Annotated in this window: 29 protein-coding genes; 16 read left to right on the forward strand and 13 right to left on the reverse strand. The window is 64.7% G+C overall.

Going from position 1 to position 25,126, the window contains the following annotated elements:
* Window positions 1-30: 30 nt before the first annotated feature.
* Window positions 31-813 (reverse strand): flagellar basal body-associated protein FliL, encoded by a 783-nt coding sequence (gene fliL / locus BIWAKO_RS18945; RefSeq protein WP_244523480.1) that lies wholly within the window; start codon window positions 811-813, stop codon window positions 31-33.
* Between the two features lie 17 nt (window positions 814-830).
* Between fliL and flgF the strand changes: the two genes are divergently transcribed.
* From flgF to flgH, 4 genes are read left to right on the forward strand one after another with little or no spacing between them, the layout of a single operon-like run.
* Window positions 831-1,574, forward strand: a complete 744-nt coding sequence (flgF, locus tag BIWAKO_RS18950) for a flagellar basal-body rod protein FlgF (protein ID WP_069879978.1) — start codon at window positions 831-833, stop codon at window positions 1,572-1,574.
* Window positions 1,575-1,594: 20 nt separating this feature from the next.
* Window positions 1,595-2,386, forward strand: coding sequence for a flagellar basal-body rod protein FlgG (gene flgG, locus BIWAKO_RS18955; protein ID WP_069879979.1), 792 nt, complete (start codon window positions 1,595-1,597; stop codon window positions 2,384-2,386).
* A gap of 11 nt (window positions 2,387-2,397) precedes the next feature.
* Window positions 2,398-3,447, forward strand: a complete 1,050-nt coding sequence (gene flgA / locus BIWAKO_RS18960; RefSeq protein WP_176733353.1) for a flagellar basal body P-ring formation chaperone FlgA — start codon at window positions 2,398-2,400, stop codon at window positions 3,445-3,447.
* Between the two features lie 23 nt (window positions 3,448-3,470).
* Window positions 3,471-4,223, forward strand: coding sequence for a flagellar basal body L-ring protein FlgH (flgH, locus tag BIWAKO_RS18965; protein ID WP_069882616.1), 753 nt, complete (start codon window positions 3,471-3,473; stop codon window positions 4,221-4,223).
* A 239-nt stretch (window positions 4,224-4,462) separates the two neighbouring features.
* Here the strand turns inward: flgH and dksA are convergent, their stop codons facing one another.
* From dksA to BIWAKO_RS18980, 3 genes are all read right to left on the reverse strand, one after another.
* Complete coding sequence (dksA, locus tag BIWAKO_RS18970) at window positions 4,463-4,885, reverse strand: RNA polymerase-binding protein DksA (protein ID WP_069879981.1); 423 nt, start codon at window positions 4,883-4,885, stop codon at window positions 4,463-4,465.
* Window positions 4,886-5,072: 187 nt separating this feature from the next.
* A complete protein-coding gene (locus BIWAKO_RS18975) occupies window positions 5,073-5,999 on the reverse strand; it encodes a hypothetical protein (protein ID WP_244523481.1) in 927 nt (308 codons plus the stop codon).
* An 85-nt stretch (window positions 6,000-6,084) separates the two neighbouring features.
* Window positions 6,085-7,458 carry an MBOAT family O-acyltransferase gene (locus tag BIWAKO_RS18980; protein WP_069879982.1) on the reverse strand — a complete coding sequence of 458 codons (1,374 nt, stop codon included), beginning with the start codon at window positions 7,456-7,458 and terminating at the stop codon, window positions 6,085-6,087.
* Window positions 7,459-7,819: 361 nt separating this feature from the next.
* Here BIWAKO_RS18980 and BIWAKO_RS18985 point away from each other — a divergent pair, with 361 nt between their 5' ends.
* From BIWAKO_RS18985 to fabF, 7 genes are all read left to right on the forward strand, one after another.
* Complete coding sequence (locus BIWAKO_RS18985; RefSeq protein WP_244523482.1) at window positions 7,820-8,530, forward strand: ABC transporter permease; 711 nt, start codon at window positions 7,820-7,822, stop codon at window positions 8,528-8,530.
* Window positions 8,523-9,275 (forward strand): ABC transporter ATP-binding protein, encoded by a 753-nt coding sequence (locus BIWAKO_RS18990; RefSeq protein ID WP_244523483.1) that lies wholly within the window; start codon window positions 8,523-8,525, stop codon window positions 9,273-9,275. The genes BIWAKO_RS18985 and BIWAKO_RS18990 overlap by 8 nt, the downstream gene beginning before the upstream one ends.
* Window positions 9,272-10,231 carry an ABC transporter substrate-binding protein gene (locus BIWAKO_RS18995; protein ID WP_244523484.1) on the forward strand — a complete coding sequence of 320 codons (960 nt, stop codon included), beginning with the start codon at window positions 9,272-9,274 and terminating at the stop codon, window positions 10,229-10,231. Before BIWAKO_RS18990 ends, BIWAKO_RS18995 begins: the two co-directional genes overlap by 4 nt.
* Window positions 10,228-10,845, forward strand: coding sequence for a hypothetical protein (locus tag BIWAKO_RS19000; protein ID WP_069879984.1), 618 nt, complete (start codon window positions 10,228-10,230; stop codon window positions 10,843-10,845). The genes BIWAKO_RS18995 and BIWAKO_RS19000 overlap by 4 nt, the downstream gene beginning before the upstream one ends.
* Entirely contained in the window at window positions 10,842-11,483 is a 642-nt protein-coding gene (locus tag BIWAKO_RS19005) for a hypothetical protein (protein ID WP_069879985.1), read from the forward strand. The genes BIWAKO_RS19000 and BIWAKO_RS19005 overlap by 4 nt, the downstream gene beginning before the upstream one ends.
* 81 nt (window positions 11,484-11,564) lie before the next feature.
* Complete coding sequence (locus tag BIWAKO_RS19010) at window positions 11,565-12,080, forward strand: winged helix-turn-helix transcriptional regulator (protein WP_069879986.1); 516 nt, start codon at window positions 11,565-11,567, stop codon at window positions 12,078-12,080.
* A 9-nt stretch (window positions 12,081-12,089) separates the two neighbouring features.
* Window positions 12,090-13,355, forward strand: coding sequence for a beta-ketoacyl-ACP synthase II (fabF, locus tag BIWAKO_RS19015; RefSeq protein WP_069879987.1), 1,266 nt, complete (start codon window positions 12,090-12,092; stop codon window positions 13,353-13,355).
* A 9-nt stretch (window positions 13,356-13,364) separates the two neighbouring features.
* Here fabF and BIWAKO_RS19020 read toward each other — a convergent pair whose 3' ends face one another.
* Window positions 13,365-14,894 (reverse strand): acyl-CoA carboxylase subunit beta, encoded by a 1,530-nt coding sequence (locus BIWAKO_RS19020; protein WP_069879988.1) that lies wholly within the window; start codon window positions 14,892-14,894, stop codon window positions 13,365-13,367.
* Window positions 14,895-14,983: 89 nt separating this feature from the next.
* Window positions 14,984-15,772 (reverse strand): ATP12 family chaperone protein, encoded by a 789-nt coding sequence (locus BIWAKO_RS19025; RefSeq protein WP_069882620.1) that lies wholly within the window; start codon window positions 15,770-15,772, stop codon window positions 14,984-14,986.
* 264 nt (window positions 15,773-16,036) lie between these two features.
* Here BIWAKO_RS19025 and BIWAKO_RS19030 point away from each other — a divergent pair, with 264 nt between their 5' ends.
* Both BIWAKO_RS19030 and BIWAKO_RS19035 read left to right on the forward strand, forming a co-directional pair.
* A complete protein-coding gene (locus tag BIWAKO_RS19030) occupies window positions 16,037-16,294 on the forward strand; it encodes a YjhX family toxin (RefSeq protein WP_069879989.1) in 258 nt (85 codons plus the stop codon).
* A gap of 58 nt (window positions 16,295-16,352) precedes the next feature.
* Window positions 16,353-16,856: a GNAT family N-acetyltransferase gene (locus BIWAKO_RS19035; RefSeq protein ID WP_069879990.1), complete on the forward strand. Its 504-nt coding sequence runs from the start codon at window positions 16,353-16,355 to the stop codon at window positions 16,854-16,856.
* A gap of 41 nt (window positions 16,857-16,897) precedes the next feature.
* Here the strand turns inward: BIWAKO_RS19035 and BIWAKO_RS19040 are convergent, their stop codons facing one another.
* From BIWAKO_RS19040 to BIWAKO_RS19050, 3 genes are read right to left on the reverse strand one after another with little or no spacing between them, the layout of a single operon-like run.
* Entirely contained in the window at window positions 16,898-17,092 is a 195-nt protein-coding gene (locus BIWAKO_RS19040; RefSeq protein WP_069879991.1) for a hypothetical protein, read from the reverse strand.
* 3 nt (window positions 17,093-17,095) lie between these two features.
* Window positions 17,096-17,293 carry a hypothetical protein gene (locus tag BIWAKO_RS19045; RefSeq protein WP_069879992.1) on the reverse strand — a complete coding sequence of 66 codons (198 nt, stop codon included), beginning with the start codon at window positions 17,291-17,293 and terminating at the stop codon, window positions 17,096-17,098.
* 25 nt (window positions 17,294-17,318) lie between these two features.
* Window positions 17,319-18,320, reverse strand: a complete 1,002-nt coding sequence (locus BIWAKO_RS19050; RefSeq protein ID WP_069879993.1) for a P1 family peptidase — start codon at window positions 18,318-18,320, stop codon at window positions 17,319-17,321.
* A gap of 191 nt (window positions 18,321-18,511) precedes the next feature.
* Here BIWAKO_RS19050 and BIWAKO_RS19055 point away from each other — a divergent pair, with 191 nt between their 5' ends.
* Window positions 18,512-19,171 (forward strand): Spy/CpxP family protein refolding chaperone, encoded by a 660-nt coding sequence (locus BIWAKO_RS19055; RefSeq protein ID WP_069879994.1) that lies wholly within the window; start codon window positions 18,512-18,514, stop codon window positions 19,169-19,171.
* 232 nt (window positions 19,172-19,403) lie between these two features.
* On the opposite strand, the gene BIWAKO_RS36005 is transcribed toward BIWAKO_RS19055, so the two are convergent.
* Complete coding sequence (locus BIWAKO_RS36005) at window positions 19,404-19,571, reverse strand: hypothetical protein (RefSeq protein ID WP_176733354.1); 168 nt, start codon at window positions 19,569-19,571, stop codon at window positions 19,404-19,406.
* Between the two features lie 214 nt (window positions 19,572-19,785).
* On the opposite strand from BIWAKO_RS36005, the gene BIWAKO_RS19060 reads away from it, so the two are divergent.
* Window positions 19,786-20,685, forward strand: coding sequence for a heparin lyase I family protein (locus tag BIWAKO_RS19060; RefSeq protein ID WP_176733355.1), 900 nt, complete (start codon window positions 19,786-19,788; stop codon window positions 20,683-20,685).
* A 183-nt stretch (window positions 20,686-20,868) separates the two neighbouring features.
* Here BIWAKO_RS19060 and rpsD read toward each other — a convergent pair whose 3' ends face one another.
* Together rpsD and murI are read right to left on the reverse strand one after the other, a co-directional pair.
* Window positions 20,869-21,486: a 30S ribosomal protein S4 gene (rpsD, locus tag BIWAKO_RS19065; RefSeq protein WP_069879996.1), complete on the reverse strand. Its 618-nt coding sequence runs from the start codon at window positions 21,484-21,486 to the stop codon at window positions 20,869-20,871.
* A 201-nt stretch (window positions 21,487-21,687) separates the two neighbouring features.
* Window positions 21,688-22,557 (reverse strand): glutamate racemase, encoded by an 870-nt coding sequence (murI, locus tag BIWAKO_RS19070; RefSeq protein ID WP_069879997.1) that lies wholly within the window; start codon window positions 22,555-22,557, stop codon window positions 21,688-21,690.
* Between the two features lie 145 nt (window positions 22,558-22,702).
* On the opposite strand from murI, the gene BIWAKO_RS19075 reads away from it, so the two are divergent.
* Window positions 22,703-23,635 carry a bifunctional helix-turn-helix transcriptional regulator/GNAT family N-acetyltransferase gene (locus BIWAKO_RS19075; protein ID WP_069879998.1) on the forward strand — a complete coding sequence of 311 codons (933 nt, stop codon included), beginning with the start codon at window positions 22,703-22,705 and terminating at the stop codon, window positions 23,633-23,635.
* Here the strand turns inward: BIWAKO_RS19075 and BIWAKO_RS19080 are convergent.
* On the reverse strand, window positions 23,632-24,951 hold the full coding sequence (locus BIWAKO_RS19080; protein WP_069882621.1) for a flavin monoamine oxidase family protein: 1,320 nt from the start codon (window positions 24,949-24,951) through the stop codon (window positions 23,632-23,634). The two genes, BIWAKO_RS19075 and BIWAKO_RS19080, sit on opposite strands and share 4 nt — an antisense overlap.
* Window positions 24,952-25,126: the final 175 nt, after the last annotated feature.

The following is a 25,126-nucleotide window of genomic DNA, read 5'->3' on the forward strand; positions in this document are numbered from 1 at the left end:
GGCTGATGGTCAGGGATCGGGGAGGCCGGCTCACTGGACCAGCAGTTCCTTGAACAGCACCGCTTCGACCTTGGCCGGATAGACGGTGACGTTCACGCGACGCAGAAGCTCTTCCTTCAGCCGGTAGATTCCAGCGGAGCCGTCGAGGTCAGCGGGGCGCAGCTCGCGCATGAAGACCTGAAAAGCATCCTCGACACGGGGCAGCAGCGGCTTGATCTCCTCGGAGGCCTTGGCATCCGCGATCTCGAGCACGACCTTGATCTTCATGATCGGCTGGCGGTCCTGCTGGCCGCCGCTTGAAATGCCGATCATCATGTCCTTCATTTCGACGAAGGTTGCCGGCTTCTTGACGTTCTTGGCCGCTTCCGCCGCCGCAAGCTGCTCTGGCGAAGGCTTCTTCAGGAAAAACCAGCCGCCGCCACCGAGAGCGGCCAGCAGCACAACGCCACCGACGATCATCACGAGCTTCTTCTTGCCCGCCTTCGGCGCGCCAGCGCCTTCTGCGGCCTCGTCGTCGCTGCTCTTGGTCTTCTTGGCCATACCTGTCTGCCCGGGTCCGGAGCACGGCTCCATTCTGGGCGGCTCACTCCCGCAAATCTGACGAAACAGGGTTAATGTCTCGTTAAGGACGGCAGTTTTTGCCGGGTCGTTTCTGCCCCCCGACACCCTGTTGCCGAGCGGGGGCGCAATCCGGATTGAGTAATATCCCTTATATTTCAAGATGATGATATCAGTTAACCACGTTGGCACGGCGGTTGCGGTGACTGATCTGCGAAGGCTGCGCTGGGGAGCGTCGAGGCTTTCGCGGGACATGATCGGGAGTTACCGCCGTGGAGAACATGCTTCTCGTCGGCCTGTCGCGCCAGATGGCTCTGGCGCGTGAGCTGGATGTTATCGCCAATAACGTGGCGAATGTCGGCACGAACGGCTTCAAGGCGCGTTCGGCGCGCTTCAATGAGTTTCTCATGCCCCAGGCGAGTGCCGAGGGCTTCAAGGCGCCTGACCGCAAGCTGTCCTATGTCATCGACAAGGGCACCCCGGTCGATCTGTCCCAGGGCGTGATCGAGCGCACCGGCAACCCGCTCGATGTGGCGTTGCGCGGCGACAATTTCCTCGTGGTGCAGACCCCGCAGGGCGAGCGCTATACGCGCGCCGGTTCGCTCTCCATCAATGGCCGCGGCCAGCTCGTCACCCAGGGTGGCCAGCCGGTCCTGGGTGAGGGCGGCCCGATCCAGTTCGGCGATACAGAAACCGGCGCCAGCATCGCCACGGACGGCACTGTGTCGACCAATCTCGGCACGCGCGGCAAGCTCCGCCAGGTGCGTTTCGCCAATCCGGCTGCATTGAGCAGCGACGGCACCAATCTCTTCGCCTCGACCGCTCCCGCTCAGCCTGCCGGGCCACTGGCCCGCCTCGAGCCCGGCGCGGTCGAGACATCCAATGTCAAGGCGGTGATCGAGATGACGCGGCTGATGGAAGTGCAGCGCTCCTACCAGAGCATGGCGAACCTGATGTCGAAATCCGACGAATTGCGCAGCCGGGCGATCTCGCGCCTCGCTGACCAGCAGGCCTGACAGGAAAAGGAGCCAGCACGATGCGCGCCCTTCAGACCGCCGCGACCGGCATGATGGCCCAGGAACTCAACGTTCAGGTCATCTCCAACAACATCGCCAACGTGCGCACCACTGGCTACAAGCGCCAGCGCGTCCACTTTCAGGATCTTCTCTACGAGAACTTCCGTCGGGCCGGTTCCGCCACCTCCGATCAGAACACGCAGGTGCCGGCGGGGACCTTCATCGGCTCGGGCGTCAAGACGGTTTCGACCGGTCGCGTGATGACGCAGGGCAACATGACGTCGACCGAGAAGGAATACGATCTCGCGGTCAAGGGCGAGGGCTTCTTCCGCATCCGCATGCCGGATGGACGGACCGCCTATTCCCGCGACGGCTCGTTCGATCTCGACTCGCAGGGGCAGCTCGTGACCCGCGACGGCTATCAGGTCGAGCCGGGCATCACGATCCCCAACAATGCGACCAGCGTCAGCATCAACGCGCAGGGCACGGTCGAAGTCAGGCTCCCCGGTCAGACCGCTCCACAGCAGATCGGGCAGATCCAACTTGCCCGCTTCATCAACAAGGTCGGCCTTGAGTCGCTCGGCGACAACCTCTTCATTGAGACGGCCGCCTCGGGCCAGGCGATCGATGGCGTCGGCGGGGCCGAGGGGTTCGGCACGCTCCAGCAGTATTCGCTCGAAGAAGGCAATGTGCAGGCCGTCATCGAGCTGTCTTCGCTGATCTCGGCCCAGCGTGCCTATGAAATGAATTCCAAGGTCATCACCGCCGCCGACCAGATGCTGTCGGCGACGACCCAGATGTTCCGAGGGTGAGGACCATGCTCATGATCCGCTCCTCCAGCCTTCTTGTTTCGCTGCTCTTCGCCGGGTCTGCGCTGGCGGCTCAGCCGCACCAGGCCGCGCCTGTCGCGACGGCCGCCTTGCCGGCGGAAAAGGCGCACCCAGCCCCGGCCCTGCGCCGGATGCATTTGCGCAACGAACTCACGCTGTCGCGCGACCTCGTCACCTTCGGCGATCTGATCGCCGGCCTTTCGCCGCAGGATGCTGCCATGCCGGCCTTTCGGGCGCCGGCGCTCGGCGAGACCGGCACGATCCAGGCCGCTCGCATCATCGAAGCCGCGAAAAATGGCGGCCTCATCCGCGAGGCCAGCGATATCGACAGCCAGGGCATCGCGCAGGTCGTCGTTACTCGCGCGGCTCGCCGCGTCATGGCCTCCGATGTCGAGGCTGCGGTGAAGACCGGGCTGCTGGAACGCTTCGGTGTCGATAGCCGCATCTTTGCGCTGGCCGTGGACGGGGGCACGCCTTCGATTGCGGTCGAGCCCGAACTGACCGGCGCCATGACGGTGGTCGATCTGAGCTATGACGCCCGCTCGCGTCGCCTCCAGGCTTTGCTGACGGTGCCCGGTAGCGCTGCGCTGCGCCTGAAGCCCGTGCGGATCTCGGGGCATCTGGTCGAAACGACGGAAGTCGTGGTTCCGCTCCGCGCGATTGCCCGCGGCGAGACGCTGACCTCCGCAGACGTGATTGTCGAGCGGCGCCCGCGTGAAGGCCAGGGGGGGGAGCTGATCGCCGAAATGAAGGGAGCGGTCGACAAGGTTGCGCGACGTGCGCTGATGGCCGGAATGCCGCTGCGCAATGGCGATGTGCAGCGCGAGGAGATCGTCGGCCGCGGCGATCTCGTTACCATCGTCTACGAGGCGCCGGGCCTGCTTCTCACCATGCGTGGGCGCGCGGGAGAGGCTGGCGCGAAGGGTGATGTCGTCAGTGTCACCAATCCCCAATCCAAGCGTGTGTTGCAGGGCACGGTCAGCGGTCCCGGCCGGATCACGGTGAAGTCGGCCGGTATCGGCCGCGTCGCCAACGCGCAGTAGTCACGAAGATGCGGAATATCATCATGTCCCAGGCCAAGCTTCTCAGGTTCTCGAGCATCCTTGCGCTCGGTCTCGCGCTCGGCGCCTGCGGTGCAGCCGACCGGCTCGCCAATGTTGGCCAGGCACCAGCGCTCTCGCCGATCGAGGATCCGACCGCGATGAAGGGCTACAAGCCCGTGCAGATGCCGATGCCGGCAGTCGAACATGCCTCCTTCGCGCCGAACTCGCTGTGGCGCACCGGCTCGCGCGCCTTCTTCAAGGACCAGCGCGCCCGCATGGTCGGGGACCTCGTCACGGTCAAGGTCAAGGTCACCGACCGGGCCCAGCTCGACAACACCACCAAGCGCAGCCGCAAGAACGGCGAGGATTTCGGCGCAGCGAGGATCATGGGGTTCGAGAACAAGCTCGACAAGTTTCTGCCTGACGGTTCCAGCGCGGGCGAGTTGCTCAAGCTCGACTCCGAGGGGTCGAGCGAAGGCTCGGGTTCGGTCCGCCGTGCCGAGCAGCTTGCCACCAATGTCGCGGCCGTGGTGACCCAGACCCTGCCAAACGGCAATCTCGTGATCGAAGGCAAGCAGGAGATCCGGGTCAATTTCGAGGTGCGCGAGCTGATCGTTGCCGGTGTGATCCGGCCCGAGGACATCGAATCCGACAACACGATCGATTCCAGCAAGATTGCCCAGGCGCGCATCGCCTACGGAGGCCGCGGTCAGATCACCGATGTCCAACAGCCGCGCTACGGCCAGCAGGTCATGGATATCCTGCTGCCCTTCTGACGGCCATTCGAGAAACCCGGCCAGGCGAGGTACGCTCCCCGCCTCTCCCTCCCTGGCCGGTGGGCTGCTTCCTCCCGAGGCAAGCCCCTGTCCCGGATGCCAGCCACGCTCCCCAAGCTTCCACGGTTGGCATTCAGTGAAACCCCGCGCCTCCCGTGCGGGGTTTCCTCCATTCCAACAAAAAAAGCCTTTCGCCGGCGGCGAAAGGCTTTCTTCAGACGCCAGATGGCGGAAAAGGCTCAGTCGTCGCGGAAAACACGTTCATTGCGCTCGTGACGCTCCTGCGCCTCCAGCGAAAGGGTGGCGATCGGCCGGGCCTCGAGGCGCTTGAGCGAGATCGGCTCGCCGGTCTCTTCGCAATAGCCATAATTGCCCTCGTCGATCCGCGCGATCGCGGATTCGATCTTGGCGATCAGCTTGCGTTGACGGTCGCGAGCGCGCAGCTCAATCGCGCGATCGGTCTCGGATGAGGCGCGATCGGCGATATCGGGGTGATTTTCGCTTTCGCTCTGCAAGGTGACCAGCGTCTCCTTGGCTTCCTTGAGGATCTCCTCCTTCCAGGCGAGCAGCTTGCCGCGAAAATACTCGCGCTGCCGCTCGTTCATGAAGGGTTCGGCGTCGGAAGGTCGGTAGTCGGCGTCCAGGATGATCTGTTTCGACATAGGCGCGCTCTCTGAGTGTCTGTTTCCGGCGTGCCTACCGACTCTGCCTTAGTCGGGCCGCCGATTTGGCGCCCTTATAGCGAGGGAGAGAGACAGTAACAATCGCGATCGATGCAGTTTCAACCAATCTCGCGAAGTCGTTGTCATAAAAATGAAATCAGCCGTTCTCGGGGCATCTTTGCCAAGCCTATCGCAGAGACGTGAGCGCTGCCGCAATGCTCGTTTCGACCTCGCGGGCGACAATCTGGCGGTAATGGGTATGGTCGAAGAAATTGGAGGGCTCGCGTATCAGAGGCGTGTCGCGACGGAGATCGACAAGCTTTGTTGCCGGGCGATTGTCGGCGAGGGCCTGGAATGGAGCCCGGCAGGCCGCCTCGGCGCGCTCCGCAGAGCTTCCGGGCTCCGGCAAGGCGCTTACATAGACGGGCGGACGCACGAGGATGACAGGTGTGTCCTTCGCCTCCGCGTCAAGGAATGCGGCGAGCGCAGCTGCGGCTGGAAAGGGGCCAGTCTCGTTTCCGCCGCTGACGTTCGCCGGCGCAAGCAGCTTGCTCCGGTGCTGCGGGGCGTCGAGGAAGCCCTGGACCCTATAGCCCTCCTCATAGTCCCAATAGCCGTCGGGCCGGGCACGCTCCGGGCTTTGGGTCGTGAGGTACCGGATCCGTCGATTGACCTCTTCCAGCACGTCGTAGCGCATCAATCCGGTTAGGTATTCTGCGGGGTTGCGGCTGAAAAGCCAGAATGGGAACGGCTTGCCGGTCGGCAGCGCCGGGTCCGGTGTGCACCAGGCCTGGTCGATGCCGATGACCAGGGCCTGAGCAGGTTCTCGCCTGTGGCGCAGGAACCAGTCGATCAGCACCAGGGTTTCCTTCGGTCCCGTGGCCGGTGCGATCAAGGAGACGAACGGAATGCCGGTCAGCGCCTTCAACTGCTCCGGCTTGATCAACTGAATATGGGAGTTGCCGAATATGGCCCCAGAAAAGGCAGGATCGCGGCCCCGGCTGGCGGCGGCCGTGCGTGGACCTTGCGGGCGTACGCCCTCCTTCAATGAAAGCGGCGAGCGGCCGGTGTCGTAGGGATCGATCGCTATGGCTGCCAGGAGGAAGGCGGACACGAGAACGCCCCCCGCTGCCACCAGGACACGCAGAAATCTCCGCCAATGCAACCCGCTGGCGGGTGTGGGCACGGCCCACTGCCGCTCAGAACTGGAAGTAGATGAATTCATAATTGGCGTCGTCGCCGATCTTGAACAACACGAGCACGAAGAGCACCGCCGTCAGGACGGCGATCCATCGCGCCGGCGGCAGCCGATGCACCATTGCCCAGGCGGTCGGTCCGATCATCGCGAAGGCCGCAGCGGGCAACAATGCGCGCCATTTGAAGCCTGATCCGATGGGAGCGAAGCCGAAGAGGCCCTTGTAGATCGTCAGCGCCGCCGGGAAGGACGAGGCACGGAACAGGACCCATGACAGCGTGACGAAGAGCAGTGTGAGGGCCCAACCGAGCAGCGCCGGCATCGGCAGCTTGGCGCGGCGCCAGAGCAGGCAGACGATCAGGGCCAGCCCATGGGCGACGCCCCAGGCGATGAAGGTGAGGCCGGCGCCATGCCAGAGGCCGCCGAGCGCCATGGTAGCGAAGAGCGCCCAGATCTGGGTCGGCAGCCCCCGGCGCGAGCCACCCATCCAGATGTAGAGGTAGTCGCGGAGGAAGCGCGACAGCGTCATGTGCCAGCGCCGCCAGAAATCCTGGATGCTGACGCTGCGATAGGGCACGTCAAAATTCTGTGGCAGCACGATGCCGAAGAGCAGGGCGAGCCCGAGCGCCATGTCGGTATAGCCGGAGAAGTCGAAATAGATCTGGAAGGTGAAGGCGAGCGTAGCCTGCCAGGCCTCGACCACCGAAACGGCCTGTCCGGCTGCAGCCGCTGCAAAAACGGGATTGGCGTACTCGGCCAGAGGATCGCCGAGCAGAACCTTCTTGGCGAGGCCGGCGGTCAGGAGCATCAGCCCCCGCGCGATGCGTTCGGCTGCGTCCGACCGCAAATACGGCCGCTCGTCGAACTGATGCATGATCTCGCGCCAGCGCACCAGCGGTCCGGCAAGCACCTGCGGGAAGAAGGCGATGTAGAGCGCATAGCGCACCAGATCGTAGCGCGGGGCCTCTCCGCGCCTGAGATCCGTCAGGTACATCACATGGTGGAAGGTGAAGAACGAGATGCCGAGCGGGAGTGCCAGATCAAGCTTGGGGGCGGGGAGCCCTGGAACCATGCTTGTGATCTCGGCGAAGAAATTAAAGTACTTGAACAGCGCCAGCACGGCGAGGTTGAGCGCGATCGCCAGCGAAATCAGGCCGCTGCGCTTCGTCTTCAGGAAGGCTTCGGCGATCCACCAGTTGAGCAGGATCGAGAAGGCGAGCAGAGGGACGAAGCGCCAGTCCCAATAGCCGTAGAAGACGAAGGACAGAAGCGCCAGAACTGGCAGCCGCAGGCTCGGCTGAAAACGCTCGACCAGCCAGTGCAGGGCCAGCGCCAGGGGCAGAAAGCCGAGCAGGAAGACGAAGGAATTGAACAGCATCGAGTGCGGGAGATCTCTTGGGGGCGAGCGCCGCCTTAGACGATTATCTCCCAGGAGTCATGTCCGGGGTCGCAGACCGGGAGGCTCGGCGAAGCGGGCTTCCGGACGAAAATGCTCGTCAGGCGCGCAGTCTTTCCGATCTTCGAAGCATATGTGTGGTTCTATGTGGGTCTTTGAAAGTGTATTATTCTCATTAGAATAATTATAATAAATATTCGTGTGATCAATGTCGTAATATTGTTGATGTGCTACGAAACGATGCTAGTCAGTCGCGTGAGCGCCGCCGTCTTGCTCTGAAACAATCGTAGTAGCCGTGTCCAAGGGACTGCCCATATTCTTGCTGTTGGGACTGCTCTGGTCTGTGGCCAGTGCGTTCGGTCTCGTTTCGCCCTTCCTGCTGCCTGGGCCGGTTGCGGTCATGGAGGCGGGACGTCAACTCATCGCCGATGGCTCCCTTGCCAGGCATGTGGCGATCAGCTTGCAGCGCGTGATCCTTGGCTACGGCCTTTCCGTCGCGACTGCCTTGCCCCTGGCTCTGCTGTTCGGTCTGCTTCCGCGGTTGCGCGTGCTGGTCGAGCCGGCACTCGAATTCCTGCGCCAGGTTCCGCCGCTTGCGCTGCTGCCGCTGCTGATCCTGTGGCTCGGCATCGGCGAAGTGCAGAAGATCGGTGTGATCGTGCTTTCCTGCTTCTTTCCGATCTTCCTGGGAGCCCTTGGGGGGATTGCCCAGGCGGATCCGAAGCTCGTCGAGGTCGGCCGTGCCTGCGGCCTGAACAGCTCGGAAATTCTGCGTAGAATCGTTCTTCCAGCCTCGCTTCCGGCTCTCCTCGTCGGTCTGCGGATCGGGCTCGGTTACAGTTGGCGGGCTCTGGTCGGAGCCGAATTGATCGCGTCGAGCTCGGGGCTCGGCTACATGATCATCGACGCCCAGAATCTTGCGCGCACCGACATCGTTCTCGTCGGGGTCCTTGTCATCGGCGTGCTCGGGCTGATCGCCGATGCCCTGGCGCGGGCCGCGATCCGCCGCAGCGCGCCGTGGTTGCGCTCCCATCTGGAGCTCGGCCGTGTTTGAGGCCCGCAATCTCGGCATGAGCTATTCGGTGGCGGGGCGCAGCGTCGCCGCTCTCGAAGGCGTCGATCTCGATCTGTCGCGCGGCAGCTTCACAGCGATCGTGGGGCGCAGCGGCTGCGGCAAGACCACGTTGCTGCGCATCCTGGCCGGGCTTGCCGAGCCGACGTCTGGCACATTGAGTTTTGCTGGCGGCGGGCGCCCGCGCGTCGGCTATGTCTTCCAGGAGCCGCGGCTGATGCCGTGGCTCAGCGTCGCGCGTAATGCCGGCTTCGGGCTCCGCGGCCGCATCCCGCAAGAGGTCATCGATCAGCGCGTCGGCGAAGCGTTGGCCCTCGTCGGGCTTTCGGGATTTGCAGAGGCGACGCCCGAGCAGCTCTCGGGCGGCATGGCGCAGCGGGTTGCGATTGCCCGCGCGCTCGTCCTCGAACCGGATCTTTTGCTGATGGACGAGCCCTTTGGCGCGCTCGACGCCTTCACGCGCCGCACCATGCAGCAGGAGCTCGTCGAAATCTGGCGCAAGCGCCGGCCGACCGTCGTCTTCGTCACCCATGACGTCGAGGAGGCGGTTCTGCTCGGCGAGGCCATTGCCGAATTGTCGGCGGGCCGGCTCGTCGGCCTGCGCCGGGTCGATCTTCCCTACCCGCGAGACGCCACGGACCCCGCGCTGCTCGCCCACCGCCGTGCCGTGCTCGAGCGCCTGCTCGAAACGCGCACGCATCCTTTACAGAAGGAGATTGTGTCGTGAAACTTCTGAAGCTGATCGCCCTTGCAGTCATGGTTGCGGCTGCGCCTGCGATCTCGGTCCATGCTGCCGACAAGCCATCGAGCGTGCGCGTCACTTATGTGGCGTCACCCTTCAACGTTCCCTCGATCGTCATGCGCAAGAAGGGCTTCCTCGAAGAAGCTTTTGCCGCTGCAGGCATCGACAAGGTCGAGAATCCCGAGATCACCTCGGGCGCAGCGCAAATCCAGGCGCTTGCCGCCGGCGCGGTCGATATTGCCAGCGTACTGGGCGGGACCTCGGCTATTCTCGGGCGGGCGAACGGCATCGATCTCAAGGTGATTGCCGCCTATTCGCGTTCGCCCAAGGCCTTCTTCGTGATGACGACGGCGAACGGCCCTGTTTCGGTCAAGGATCTGAAGGGCAAGAGCGTGGGCGGCCCCAAGGGGACGACGCTGAACCAGCTCCTGGCAGCGGCGTTGGCCGCCAATGGCATGAAGCTCGGCGATGTCGAGTATCTCAACATGGATATCCCGGCGGCGCGGGCAGCACTTCTGGCGGGCAAGGTTGATGCGGCGACGCTGGCCGGCGCCAATGCCCTGCAGGTCGAAGCTGCCGGCGGGCGCATCCTGGCTAGCGGCGAGGGGCTGATCGCTCCGACCTCGGTGATCGCGGTACGAACCGGCTTTCTTCGGGACCATCCAGACCTGGTGCAGGCCTATCTCGCGGCTCACGGGAAGGCACTCGCGTTCATGAAGGCCAATCCCGAGGAAGCCCTGAAGATCGCGGCCGAGGACCAGAAGATCTCGGTCGAGGACGCGCGCAAACAGCTGCCCTGGTATGATTTCACGCTCGCCATGACCGATGCCGATGTGAAGAACCTCGAAGCCGATCAATCCTTCATGATCGAGGCCGGCATGTTGCAGAAGACCATCGACACGCGCCGCGACCTCATCGATCCGATGGCGTTCAAACCGTGATCGACGCCATCCTCCTTGATTGCGAGCAGAGCGAGACCGGTGCCCAGGCCCTGATCACCGACCTCGCGCTCGGCCCGCGTATCGACCTCGTGCCGTTCTACGACCTCGAACGGACCGCGCTTTCCCGCACGCGCGGCCTGCTGCTCGGCTTGCATTCGGACCAGCGCTATCTTGCCTCGCGCCGGGGTCAGCTCGAAGCTTTCCTGGCCGGTGGCGGCACGATCGTCGTCTGCGGCCATATCGGGCACCCTTTCCTGGCCGAGCTCGCGCGGTTCCAGCCGATCCCCCGCTATCGGGTCGACGATCTCACCGTAAACCGAGAGGCGGACCATCTGGTCTGGGCCGGCATCGATCCTGCTGATCTCTCGAAGCGGCGCGGTGTGGCGGGCTTCTATGGGCGCGGTTCCAACCCGCCACCGCCTGGTGCGCGCATCATCAACAGCCTGGGGCCGAGCCGGTCTCCGGTCGATTTCGATTGCCGGCCGGCGGTGGGAGGACGGTTGCTCGTCCATGCCGGCGCGGATTTGTGGGGCTATTTCGGCTCGGGCAACAGCTCGGAGCAGATCATGCCGCAGCTGTTCGACTGGATCGCCAAGCCATCGGAGGCAGCATGACACTCGCGGTGCTGGACGGCGGAACCTATTACCACCAGGAAGCAATCTACGGTGAGCGGCTCGGTGGTCGCTTCGACCGGACGATCTACGCGCCGGAACTGACCGCGGCCGACCTTGCCGGCTGCGACGCTCTGATGGTGGCGGATCGCATTCATCCGGGCGTTCTGAGGGGCAAGCGCCCGATCCTCCTCGACTATCTGGCGGGTGGGGGCACCTTGATCGTGCTTGGCGAGAACAGTGCCCAGCAATGGGCGCCCGGCGTCTCATGGGAGTTCCGCCCAACCAATTTCTGGTGGTGGCTGGAGCAGGGGGCCGATCCGGGCCATCGCATCGTCGCGCCCGATCACGAACTCTTCCGCCATGTCGGGATGAAGGAACTGGTCTGGCACTATCACGGCCTGCTGACGCCGCCGCCGGGGGCGACCTCACTGGTGGACATCACGCGGGATGGCGACCCTCAGGGCAAGGGCGGCTCGATCCTCTACGACCACCGTCATGTTGGCGGTGGGGCCGGGCGCATGATCGTGACCACGCTCGACCCGTTCTACCATCATGGCAGCTTCTTCATGCCGGCGGCCTCGCGCTTTCTCGGCAAGCTGCTCGACTGGACGGATGAGGCGTTCCGAACCCCGGGGTAGCGGCCCCGGTGCTAAAGGCACCCCACTCCGGGCAGATCAGTTGCTTGCAAAAAGATAGTAACTGGTCTAGCCGAGGTGAGCATGCAATCCAGATCCGTTTCACTCGCCGAATGCCCTTGCGCACGGACGGTCGAAACCGTCGGCGAATGGTGGAGCCTGCTGATCCTGCGCGATGCGTTCCAGGGGCTCACGCGCTTCGACGCGTTTCAGGCGAGTCTCGGCATTGCGCCCAATATGCTGGCCCGCCGTCTCAAGCACCTCACGGAAAGCGGTCTGTTCGAGCGGCGGCTCTATCGCGAACGGCCCAAGCGATATGAGTACCTGCTCACCGCCAAGGGGCGAGACTTCTTCCCGGTGATTGCGGCAATGCTCGCCTGGGGTAACCGGCATCTCGCCGCCGAGGGCGTGTCCGTGCTGCTGGCAGGGCGCGATTCCGGCCAGCCGCTCGAGCCGATCCTGGTCGATGCCGCCAGCGCGACACCGATCACGTCGGATAACGTCGCTCTCATTCCCGGTCCGCGAGCCAGCGAACAGATGCGCCAGCACATTGCCGCGCAGAGAGGTTTGCGACCGCTCTCCCCCTCTCACATGGAATAGGATCTGCCGATGCGCCGCGTTGTTGTAACCGGTATGGGCGTTGTCTCGCCCCTGGGCTGTGGAACCGAACTGGCATGGTCGCGGCTTCTCGCCGGCCGTTCCGGGCTGCGGCGCCTGCCCGACAGCATTGTCGAGACCTTGCCCTCCAAGGTTGCCGGTGCCGTGCCGACGAAGGCAGAGGACGCTGAGGGGGGCTTCGATCCCGACAGCGCGATTGCTCCCAAGGACCAGCGCAAGATGGATCGCTTCATTCAGTTCGCGCTGGTGGCGGCGAAAGAGGCGCTGGAGCAGGCCGGCTGGGCGCCGACCGATGACGTACAGCGCGAGCGCACCGCCACGGTCATCGCCTCCGGCATTGGCGGCTTCCCGTCTATCGCCGAAGCGGTGCGCATCACCGATACGCGCGGCGTGCGGCGGCTTTCGCCCTTCACGATCCCGTCCTTCCTGGTCAATCTTGCGGCTGGTCATGTCTCGATCGACCACGGCTTCAAGGGGCCGATCGGTGCGCCGGTCACGGCCTGCGCCGCCGGCGTGCAGGCGATCGGCGATGCGGCGCGGCTGATCCGGGCGGGAGAGGCCGATATCGCACTCTGCGGCGGCGCCGAGGCCTGCATCGATCTTGTCGCGCTTGGCGGCTTCGCCGCGGCGCGTGCGCTCTCTACCGGTTTCAACGACGAGCCCGAGCGTGCCTCGCGCCCCTTCGACCGGGACCGCGACGGTTTCGTCATGGGCGAGGGGGCCGGCATGCTGGTGATCGAGGCGCTGGAACATGCGCAGGCGCGAGGCGCGACGCCTCTCGCTGAGATCACGGGCTATGGCACCAGCGCCGATGCCTATCACATCACGTCGGGGCCGGAAGATGGTTCGGGCGCGCGGCGCGCGATGGAGATCGCCCTGAAGCAGGCTGGCCTGCAGCCGGGCGATATCCGGCATCTCAACGCGCATTCGACCTCGACCCCGGTTGGCGACCGCGGCGAACTGGCGGCGATCAGATCCCTCTTCGGTTCGGAGCGCAGCATCGCAATCAGCGCCACCAAATCGGCGACCGGCCATCTGCTCGGCGCTGCCGGCGGGCTGGAAGCGATCTTTACGATCCTGGCGTTGCGCGACCAGATCGCTCCACCGACGCTCAACCTCGACAATCCGGACGAGGATGCGGCAGGGCTCGATCTTGTGGCCAAGCAAGCACGACCGCTCCAGATGGAGCATGCCATCTCGAACGGTTTCGGCTTTGGTGGGGTGAATGCGAGCGCAGTGTTCAGGCGCTGGCCGTAGCCCGCGCTGTCACAGCGGAATATTGTCGTGCTTGCGCCAGGGCCGCTCGATGCTCTTGGTCCTGAGCATGGCCAGCGCCCGGGCGATCCGGCGGCGGGTCGAGTGTGGCATGATCACCTCGTCGACATAGCCACGCTCGGCGGCGACGAAAGGCGACATGAAGCGGTCTTCATACTCCTTGGTCTGGCGGGCGATGGTCTCGGCATCGCCGCCACGGAAGATGATCTCGACCGCGCCCTTGGCGCCCATCACTGCGATCTGAGCCGTCGGCCAGGCATAGTTGACGTCGGCGCCGATATGTTTTGAGGCCATCACGTCATAGGCGCCGCCGAACGCCTTGCGGGTGATGACCGTGACCAACGGTACCGTGCATTCGCTATAGGCGAAGAGCAGCTTGGCGCCGTGCTTGATCAACCCGCCATATTCTTGCGCCGTGCCCGGCAGGAAACCCGGCACGTCGACGAAGGTGACGATCGGGATTTCGAAAGCGTCGCAATAGCGCACGAAGCGGGCCGCCTTGCGGCTGGCGTCGGAATCGAGCACGCCGGCAAGCACCATCGGCTGGTTGGCGACGACGCCGACGGTGCGGCCCTCGATGCGGCCGAAGCCGGTGACGATATTGCCGGCATAAGCCGCCTGGATCTCAAAGAAATCGCCCTCGTCGAGCGTCTTCAGGATCAGTTCCTTGATGTCGTAGGGCTTGTTCGGATTGTCCGGTACGAGCGTGTCGAGGCTCATGTCGACACGATCAGGCACGTCGAAGCTCGGCCATTCCGGGACGCCGACCGTGTTGTTGGCCGGCAGGAAATCGATCAGTCGGCGCACCTGAAGCAGCGCCTCGACATCGTTCTCGAAGGAGCCGTCGGCCACCGAGGATTTTGAGGTGTGGACCTTGGCCCCGCCCAGTTCCTCGGACGTGACGGTCTCGTTGGTGACGGTCTTGACCACCTCCGGGCCGGTGACGAACATGTAGCTGGTGTCGCGTACCATGAAGATGAAGTCGGTCATGGCCGGGGAATAGACGTCGCCGCCGGCGCAGGGACCCATGATCACTGAGATCTGGGGAATGACGCCCGAGGCCGCAACGTTACGCTTGAAGACCTCGCCATAGCCGCCGAGCGCTGCGACGCCTTCCTGGATGCGGGCGCCGCCGGCATCGAACAGGCCGACGATCGGGGCCCGCATCTTCAGCGCCATGTCCTGGATCTTGGTGATCTTCTGGGCATGTGTTTCGGAGAGCGAGCCGCCGAAGACGGTGAAATCCTTGGAGAAGACGAAGACGGTGCGCCCATTGACGGTGCCCCAGCCAGTGACGACGCCGTCACCCGGGATCTTCTCACCCTTCTCCATGCCGAAATCGACGCAGCGGTGCTGCACGAACATGTCGAATTCTTCGAAGGAGCCGTGATCGAGCAGGAGTTCGATACGCTCGCGAGCGGTCAGTTTGCCGCGCTTGTGCTGCGCCTCGATGCGCCTGTCGCCGCCACCCTTGCGCGCGCCCTCGCGGCGGGATTCGAGCTGCTCGAGAATGTCCTTCATGGAAATGCCCCGTCGCCGGTCAGAACGCCTGCGTTCCGGCTTAAGGGGCGAAGGCCATGCTGTCCATCAGCCGTTCGTTCGGGCTTGCGCTATCCGTGTTGGAGCAGAAGCACGGCCGCCGCGAATTCCTGGCGGCGGATCGTTCGCCTGTCGGCGGCGTCCTCATCCTGTCCCCAGATCTCGATCTGATAGTCCTCGTCGAGATGGGCGGCAGTCCATGCCTGCTCTTCGTCCAGCCGTCCGTCGGCGAGCGCCAGCATGAGGATGGTGGAGCCTGAAAGGGTCATCACATTATGCGCTCCGGCGAGCGCCAGCGGCGCGGAGAGATCGGCGACGCGCCGGGCGACGGCGTCGAGCACGCCGGCCGGTTGCGCAGCAAACATCACGCCCTCAGTGAGGGTGAAGCGTGCGCCGAGGGCAGCTTCGGTCCCGGCGATGATCGGGTCCCAGACATCACGCTGGCGCTCGACGAGATTGTCCGGTTCGCTGGCGCGATAGCAGAGCGCGTCGCTGCCGGCATAGCGTACGATCTCGGCGCGCACCGCCTCATGCTGGTCGGACACGCCATCGAGCGCGGAATTGACCAGTCGTGTCAGCGGCATGACGGCGGGGTCGATCCGCTCGCCCTGCGCCTGCCATTCCGCAGCGAGTGCCTCGGCGACCGGGCGCGAGGTGATGGCCAAGGGATTCCGGGCCGGTGTCCGGGCTGTCCTGCCATCGAGCGCGACATGGAAGAGCCCGTCGCGTTCGAGCACGCCAGCGGTTTCGTAGAAGCGCTTGGGCAGGGCGTTGCGCATGGCGCCTTGCGCCGCGGCAACGGGATCGGGCTGAGGTGTGCCCGGCGCACCGAACCGCTGGAGAAATGCATCTGTCGACATGCGGTCCCCATAGCGCATTCGGCGCTGGCGGGAAACGGTCCTGGCGGCGGTTGACGTTGGGAGGAGCGTGCTCTAAACGCCCGTCCTCCCGCGCCTATGCGCGCGGAAACGATCGTGTTGGGGAATGTCATGTTTGAGAGTGCGGGAACCCGGTGACGTTTCGCTTCGGCGGAACGTGATGCAGCGCCGGGTCTGAAATGCAGCATTCGATGCCTGCATGGGGCTCAGGCGCTTGTCATGGTTTCATGCACAGGCTCTACAAACATGAATATCTCCAGGGGCGAGCAGCGCGTGCTGCACGTGCTGGCCCAGGGCGGGCATATCCGTCACCATCGCGGCGATGATGGCCGCATCCACCATGTCGACTGCTTCACCCATGAGGGCTACGTGCTGAGCAACTGCACGCTCGAACTCTTCGGGAGCCTCAGGCGCAAGCGGATGATCGAATCGAGGCAGGGGCGGCCCTATCGCATCTCGCGACAGGGCCGGCTCGCAGTGAGGTCACAGGCCGACAATCGGTGAGACCAAGGGGAGGGCCCGTCATGGGCCCTCCCGCTCTTGCGAGAACCGAGGACGCAACATGATCATCCGCGATGAGCAACCCGCTGACATTCCCGCAATTCGGGCGCTCATTACCGACGCCTTCAAGGACGTTTCCCACAGCAACCAGACGGAGGCGGCGATCGTCGATGGCTTGCGCCGGGGCGGTATGCTGGCCTTGCCCCTTGTCGCCTCCAATGGCGAGGCCCTGCTCGGCCATGTCGCCTTCTCCCCGGTCACGATCGGCGGGCAGGAGCTTGGCTGGTTCGGTCTCGGGCCTCTGGCTGTTCGGCCGGACATGCAGCGGAGAGGCATAGGGCAGGCTCTGGTGCGCGCCGGGCTCGACAGGCTGAAGACGGCTGGCGCGAAGGGCTGCGTCCTGCTGGGGGCGCCGGGTTATTATGGTCGCTTCGGTTTCGCTGCGGACCCCCAGCTCTGGCTTGCCGATGTGCCGCAGGAGTATTTCCTGGTGCTTGGCTTTGGCGGCCCGCTACCAGCGGGCGAGGTCCGCTACCACGCGGCGTTCGACGCAGGCGAAGCCTGAGGAACACGCCCGGGGTTCTTGCAGCTGCGCATGCACGAGAATCAGGTTGCCCGGATCCAACCCAGGAACTGCGCGACCTCGGTGTCGAGATGCGCGGATTGGGCGGCCAGCCAGTCGGCGGACTCGGCTACGAAGGCCGCTGCCTGACCGGTTTCCGCTGCCAGCTTGCTGACGAATTCGATGTTGCCGGAGGCCGCGATGGTCTCGTGAGCTGCAGCCTCGATGCTGCGGGCCATCCCCTAGGTGGCCGCGTTCTGCTGTTCAACGACGGTCGCGACTGCCGCCGAAACCTCATTGAGCGAACCGATGGTCGCGTTCATCGTGTCGATGGCGCGGACGGCTTCAGCGCTCGAGTTTCGGATCGCTTCGATCTGGCGCTGGATATCGTCTGTCGCCAGCGAGGTCTGGTGGGCCAGCGCCTTGACCTCCTGGGCCACTAAACGCCGCGGGAGCGACCGGGCCTCAGGTCGCGAACCTGTCGCGCCAGGCGGGCTTGGTGCCGGCAAAGGGAAGGGCCGTTGCAGCGTGAACGCCGCGCGCGACGGCCCGAGCGAGGACGTCGGCGGCGGTCGCGCAGAGTTCTGCGAGGGCGAAGGAATCGGACGGCGCGCCGCTATGACCGGTCGCCGCGGCAAAGACGATGTCGCCGTCGAGCGGTGCATGGACCGGCCTGAGCGCCCGGGCCAGGCCATCATGCGCCGCAAGCGCCAGCCGCTTTGCCTGCGACTTGGTCAGTGCGGCGTCGGTCGCGACGAGCGCGATCGTGGTGTTCTGTCCTGCGCCGCCCTTGAAGCGCAGCCGGAGATCCTCGGGCGAGATCACAGAAGGCCAGCCGAGGCCGCCGAACTCACTCGCTTGCTCATAGGGGGCGGCCCAGAAGCAAGGCCCGTCGCCTATCGTGGCACTGCCAACGGCGTTGACGGCAACGAGCGCGCCCACGATCTGGCTGGTGGCGGCGCGCGCGCTGGCTGAGCCGAGACCCCCTTTGAGCGTGGCGGTGGTCGCACCGTAGCCAGCGCCGGCGCTTCCGAGAGAAAACTCAGTGCCAACATTCTCCGCTGCCGCCCGCGCCAGAGCCCGATAGGGGCCCTCCGCGCCATTGCCCTTGGCCCAGCCCTTGTCGCCGCCATTCAGGAGATCGAACAGGATCGCCTGCGGCACGACCGGCACGCGCATGCCGCCGACGGGGAAGCCGCGACCGTTTGCGGCAAGCGTCGCCATGACACCGTCGGCTGCTGCCAGCCCCCATGCGGAACCGCCGGAGAGCACGATGGCGTCAACATGCTCGACCGTCATTTCCGGTTCCAGCAATGCGGTATCGCGGGTGCCGGGAGCGCCGCCGAGAATGGCGACCGAGGCTACGGTCGGGCGGTCAAACAGGGCGACGGTGACGCCGGTCGCTGCGGCAAGATCCTGGGCTTGCCCGACGAGCAGGCCACGAACATCGGTGATCAGGTTGCGCATCACGAGGGAATGACACCGGGGGAGCGTGGGGGAACTTCGCGCTCGCTGGCGCGTCATCGCTACATTACGATCTTTTCATGCTTGCGCCATCGCAGGGTCAGGGGCGCGAGGTCAGCCTTGCCATGATCGCGAACCGGCTTCGAGACCCGCCAGCGACCTGACCTTGTCGATACGACAAACGGAGACCCAGGATGAAACGCATCGCACTTATCGCAGCTTCGTCGGCAGCCGCCCTGGCTGCGACGTTCGCGGTCGCGCAGCCGCAGCCGGTTCCTCCAGTCGGCGGCTCCGGATCCTCGCGCGACATGACGCAGCAGGAGCGTGCCGAGCAGCGCGACCAGCGCCGCACCGAGCAGATGGAAGCCCGCATGAAGGAGCGGCTCGAACGCGCGCAGACCCGCATGAGCGAGCGCTTTGCCAAATTGCGCGCCGATATGAAGCTCAAGCCTGAGCAGGTCCCGTTATTCGACGCGGTCGAGAACACCGTGAAGAAGGGCATGGAGCAGCGTCGCCTGGGCTTTGCGGCAATGCGCGAACAGCGCGAGAATTTCCGCCACGCCGATATCATGGAGCGCCTTGACGCAATGGCCAGCCGTCAGGCCGCGCGGGCCACGCGCAGCAAGGAGCTCGCGGATGCCGTTCGCCCGCTCTGGTCTACCCTGAGCGACGAACAGAAGACGGTGGCGCGCCGGGCTGTGCGCGAAGCATTCTCCGAGGGGCGCGCCCACATGGAGCGGACGCGGGAGAACATGCGCGACCGCTGGCAGGATCGACGCGGCGGCCGGGATCACGACGGTGACGATCGCGGCTCGCGTCGCGGCCGCTACGATAGCGACGACGACAACAACTGATCGCGGTGCGATCGCCTTCGCGGGGCGGCTCCTCGGAGCCGCCTTTTTCTATGCTGCTGTCGGTGGGGGCGGTTTAGATGACGATGCGGAAGAGGTAGATGGCGAAGGTTGAGGCGGCCGCGGTCATGAAAAACGAGAGTTTACCATAATCCTTCAAATTGAGTTCATTTTTGAGCGCCTAGGGTCTTCTCAGTAACTCTCGTGAGAGGGGCGTCTCATGAAGGCTCAATCGTCAAACTGGCTGATGAGGATTTTCATCGCCTTCGTTTTCATACTCTGCCTGTTCGGCCCATATGGTCTTTCGATCCTGATCGGCTGCGTCGGGCTCGGCTGCTATTTCTTTCGCGATGAGGTCGGTTCGCATCTCTGACGAAGGATCATCCGGCAGCGCCGCAGCCATCTGGGCGGGCGTGCTAGAGGGGGTGGCTCCTGCGAGCCGCCCCCTTTGCTGTTTTGCTCAGGCCCTGTGGCCAATCCTGTAACGCTGATCCGGAGCCTGTCGTTGCTCCCCCGCTTCAATACCGGGGGGCTCAAACATGTTGATCCTGCGCAAGCTTGAGATAGCTTCCATGCGGGATCTGGGCGAAGTTTGGGGGCAACGCATGAGAGACGCCGTGGTTCTTCGCGTTCTTGCCGCGGCGGGGTTCGCCTCCTTGTCGTTGTTCTGCCCAGGCGCCGGTCGCGCGGAGGAGGTCCTTCCGGCGTTCCAGGCGGATTTCGAGACAGCCTGCATCGCGGCCGAGGACTGGAAGATCTCGTCGCTGCTGGACAAATCGGTTCGCGCCGATCGTATCCGATGCGTCGGGGAACGGGGGGGCGGAGATGGCGGGCGCGTCCTAAGCGTTACCGTCAAGCCGGGCGATGCCTATGATCCCGATCCTGGCTCCTCGGCGACGGAGCGCGCCGAGATCCAGATGACGCGCGAGCTCATCCGCTTCGATACCACGACCTGGTACAGTTTTCAGTTCCGGGTCGAGGCTCCGTGGCTGACACGAAAGAACCGCACCGTCATCCAGCAGATCAAGCAGAATATCGATCCGCGCTACGAGAAGGGCAGGGGCGGAGAAGAGATCTGCGATCCCGGCAATCCGCTTTTCAAGATCGAGGTGGATTCGGACGGCAAGACTCCGATCTTCCGCGCCAAGAGTGCCGGCACCGAGACATGCGGCGACAGCGTCGGGCAGGTCCATTTCTGCGGCGACTGGCCAATCGCCCCGGGGGACTGGCACCGGGTCAATGTTTCGATACGGCCGAGCCAGAAGGCCGGCGAGAGCCATTTGCAGCTCTGGCTCGATGGGCGCGCCTGTCCCGCCTATCGCGGCGTGCTCGGATATCCGCGCTACGGCATGACGAAGGCAGGCAAGCCGGTCATCGATGCACAGCCGCGCTTCGGCATCTATCGCGATGCACTGCCCGATGTCTCGCAGACCATTCAGTTCAATGACATCGCCTTTTGGACCCGCAGCCCTGCCGGGCATCCGGCGTGGGGCGGTATCGATATCCCATCGGATTGAAGGCGCTGCTTGGGGAAGACGCCTGACCGGTCCACGGAAGGCCCGGTTCCATGTGTCGTGCTCCCCGCCTGGGCAGGCCGCGCAACGCACCTGCCGAGGGTTCAAATTAAAAAGGGCGGCTCCGAAGAGCCGCCCTTTTCTGATTCCGATCGGAGCTTCGCAGCCCGAGCCTGCAATGCAGGATCAGCGCGAGTAGAACTCGATGACCAGGTTCGGTTCCATCTGCACCGCGTAGGGCACGTCCGACAGGGTCGGGGTGCGGGTGTAGGTGGCCGAGAACTTGGTGTGGTCGGCATCGATGTAGTCCGGCACGTCGCGCTCGGCGAGCGCAGCCGATTCGATCACGATGGCGAGCTGGCGGGAGGATTCCTTCACCGCGATCACGTCACCCGGCTTCACCTGGTAGGACGTAATGTTGACGCGCTTGCCGTTGACCGTGACGTGGCCGTGGTTGACGAACTGGCGAGCAGCAAACACCGTCGGAACGAACTTGGCGCGGTAGATCACCGCGTCGAGACGGCGCTCGAGCAGGCCGACGAGGTTCTCGCCCGAGTCGCCCTTCAGGCGGATCGCCTCGGCGTAGTAACGGCGGAACTGCTTCTCGGAGATCGAGCCGTAATAGCCCTTCAGCTTCTGCTTGGCGCGCAGCTGCGTGCCGAAGTCCGACGGCTTGCCCTTGCGGCGCTGGCCGTGCTGGCCGGGGCCGTATTCACGACGGTTGACCGGGGACTTCGGGCGGCCCCAGATGTTCTGACCGAGGCGGCGGTCAATCTTGTATTTCGCCTCATGACGCTTCGACATATCGCGTGTCCTCTTGGTTCGCGAGTTGAGGACCGCGCCCTCCTGTCCCCGTTTCCAGGGCGACAGATCCGGCTCTCGACGAGCGGATCACGGGTGCGGAAAAAGCCACGCGGGCCCTGATGGACCCGCGCGACGAGAGCCCTATAGGCGCAGGAGCCCCCGCAAGTCAAATCCCTTGGGGCTATGCCTGGGGATCGCTGCTCAATTCATCAGCGGAAATGGCTCGATCAGGACCTGGGACAGCCCGTAGCCGGCGAGTGCAATGCGCAGCGGTCCGCTGATGCCGGCCCCGCTCGTGAAGATCGCCGGCGCGTCGCCAGCCGCGCTGAATGGTGGGGGCGCCGCAGGGCCCAGCAATTGGGAAATCCGCCGGGCGATGGCGGGGGCAGGGTCGATCCAGGTGACGGACCACGGTGCCACCCGGCGCATGCGTTCGAGCAGCAGTGGATAATGCGTGCAGGAGAGGGTGATCACGTCGGTCCGTACGCTGTCGTGTTCGACGAAGCAGGGTTCAAGTTCCGCAAGGATTGCCGCGTCGTCGACCGTTTCACCCTTGAGTGCGGCTTCGGCGAGGCCGGCGAGGCCGGTCGAGCCGACCAGCGTGACCTCGCAGCACGCCGCATAGGCCTCGATCAGGCCGCGCGTATAGTCGCGGGCGACGGTTCCAGGCGTCGCCAGGACCGAGATCAGGCCGCTGCGGGTGCACTCGGCTGCTGGCTTGATCGCCGGGACGGTGCCGACGAAGGGGATGGTGAAGCGGGCGCGCAGCGCCGGCAGCACCAGAGTCGATGCGGTGTTGCAGGCGATCACCACAAGATCAGGATGGCAGCGCGCGATCAGGCGTTCCATGACCTGCAGGACGCGGTCGATGAGTTCCGCTTCGCTGAGGCGGCCATAGGGGAAGCCGGCGTCATCGGCGGCGTAGACGATGCGTGCGTCCGGGCGGGCGCGCGTGGTCTCTGCCAGCACTGTCAGGCCGCCGAGCCCGGAATCGAAGACCAGAATGGTGGGTTGGCGGCGTGGCATCACGGCTGCGCCATAGGCTGTTCCGGCCAGAAGATCGACCCGCATGCGTAGGCGCCTGCACAGGAGATGGATGAGCGCTTCATTGGGCCAGAGCCCGGTTAAGGAGTGGTCAAGGAACTCCCGGCCGCCACGGTTCAATTTAATTGACTTTGTCCACTAACTGACATGATTCTGATCCTCGGAGATCATCATGGCCGCCACAGATAGCCCCGCGATCGCTGCGATCCGACGCTTCAACCGCTTCCACACGCGCTGGATTGGAGCACTTGGTGGCAGCCTGCACGGTTCAGGTTTCGCGTTGACTGAGGCGCGCGTGCTCTATGAGCTGGCTCAACGTGACGATTGGCTCGCAAGCGAGCTGGCACGCGAGCTTGCCCTCGATCCGGCCTATCTCTCCCGTATCCTCAAGCGCTTTGCTGCGGCCGGCTGGCTGAGACGCGAACGTTCTCCCGACGACGGGCGGGCTTCGCACCTGTTGCTGACGCGAGAGGGGCATGACGCCTTTCGACCGCTGGATGAAGCGTCACGCGATCAGGCCAGATCGATTCTGGCGCGGCTCGGACAGGCTGAACAGGCGGATCTGGTCGAGGCGCTGGGAACCGCCGAGCGGCTACTGTCTGGAGCCCGCGAGCGAAAGCGGCAACCGTTCATCCGCGAGCACAGGCCCGGGGATATCGGCTGGGTGATATCGGCGCATGGCCGGCTCTATGCGGAAGACTATGGCTGGGACATCAGCTTCGAGGCGCTGGTCGCGGAGATCGCGGCGAAATTCCTGCGGGACTTCCTGCCGGGCAAGGAGCGCTGCTTCATTGCGGAGCTGGACGGGATGCCGGTGGGCTCGGCCTTCGTGGTTCGAGAGTCGGACGAGGTTGCCAAACTTCGGCTCGTGCTGGTCGAGAAGCGTGGGCAAGGGCTCGGCCTCGGCAAGGCGTTGGTGCAGGAGGCGGTCGAATTCGCGCAATCGGCTGGTTATCGGCGCATGATCCTGTGGACCAATGATATCCTGCACGTCGCGCGTGGCATCTATATTGCCGCGGGCTTCAGGCTTATCGCCGAGGAGGCACACCATTCCTTCGGGCAGGATCTGGTGGGGCAGAACTGGGAGCTGGAGCTGGGACGCTAAGCTTTCAGCCGCGCCACGGCCGCTGCCGCCGCCCGCCCCGCCAGGGTCGCGCCGCCTACCGTCATCGCACCGCCACCGGCCGTCGCCTCGCCCGCGATCCAGATGCGCCCGCCGATCGGCTCGGCAAGCCTGTCCCGGGCCGTCTCGAAGCCGGGGCGGCAGACCGAATAGGAGCCATGCGAGAACGGATCGGTCCACCAGGCGGGGAATGACACGCCGGTGACGGCCTTGCGAAAGCTCCCGCCGACCATCTTGGCCAAGAGCTCGGTCACATGATCCCGTGCGGCGGCGGTTCCCGCACGGGAAAGGTCGCGTGCGTAGTCTCCACCGCAATAGGCAATGACGATGTCCTTGTCGTCCGGGAAGAGGTCGACATTCATCATGGCCTTGGGCGAACCGGCTTCAAGATAGCTCATGCCGGGCTTGATGCCGAAGCGATCGCCCTCGACCTTGAGCGCGATCTTGGTGAGGGCGCCCATGCCGATTCCATTCAGGGCGTCGCGGGTTCGGGCAGGCAGTGCAGGCGTGAAGCGGATGTCGCCGGCCTTCAGAACGCCGACCGGCACGGTGACGATGCAGGCGCGTGCCTTCAGCGTCCCCGAGCGCGTCGTGATCTCGACGCCGGGTCCGTCCCAACGAATGGCATCGACCGGTTCGCCAAGGCGAATATCGAGCCCTTCGCCATGGCGCGCGACAAGATTGCCGTAGCCCGAGGGGACGACGAAATCGTCGCCGCTCCACAGGCGCTGGTAGTCGCGCGCCGAGATGCGATCGGATTCCTCGCCGATCGAGAGCAGCAACCCGGAGGTGGCGACGGGCGTCATATCCGGGCCGAGATCTCCGAGCAGCTCCGCAACCGAGAGATCGCGCTTCGAGATATCGACGGTTTCGAGCTTGCGGTCGATTTGCCTGAAGGCACCGCGCCGTTTGACCCGCTCGGCATCCGACATCGGTTGCCCGTTGGCGAAAACCTGGAAGCCGCTGCCCCAGGATTCATTCGGCGTCGGGATGCCGAGATCGGCGGCGATCTTCACCCAGGGATTTCGCTCCGCCCAGTGGATGAACATCGCACCGGCGTCATAGGCGGCGCCAAGCGAGGTGTCGGTGAAGGCACGACCACCGACCCGGTTGCGCGCCTCGATGATCACGACCTGGCGCCCGGCAGCTTTCAGTTCGCGTGCGGCCGCGATGCCGGCTGCGCCTGCGCCGATGACGACGACGTCGAGATCTCCTGCCAAGGCAGGGCCGGGCGTGCCGGCAGCGGCTGCGGCAAGCGCAGTTGAGCCCATGAGAAAGGTCCGGCGGTCGAGCATCATCAACATTGTCCGCAGCGGTCTGGCGCCATGATGCGCGACTGCTTGTGCGTTGCAATACGCAACCTGCTTTGCGGCCGGATCACGGCAATCACGAGATCGGGAGGACGGCGTGAGCGGGGCTGGGTCCCGGGGAGGTGTCCGCAGTATAGAATACACATAACTTAGAACGCTTCTC

It is taken from the genome of Bosea sp. BIWAKO-01 (genome assembly GCF_001748145.1).
GTDB lineage: Bacteria > Pseudomonadota > Alphaproteobacteria > Rhizobiales > Beijerinckiaceae > Allobosea.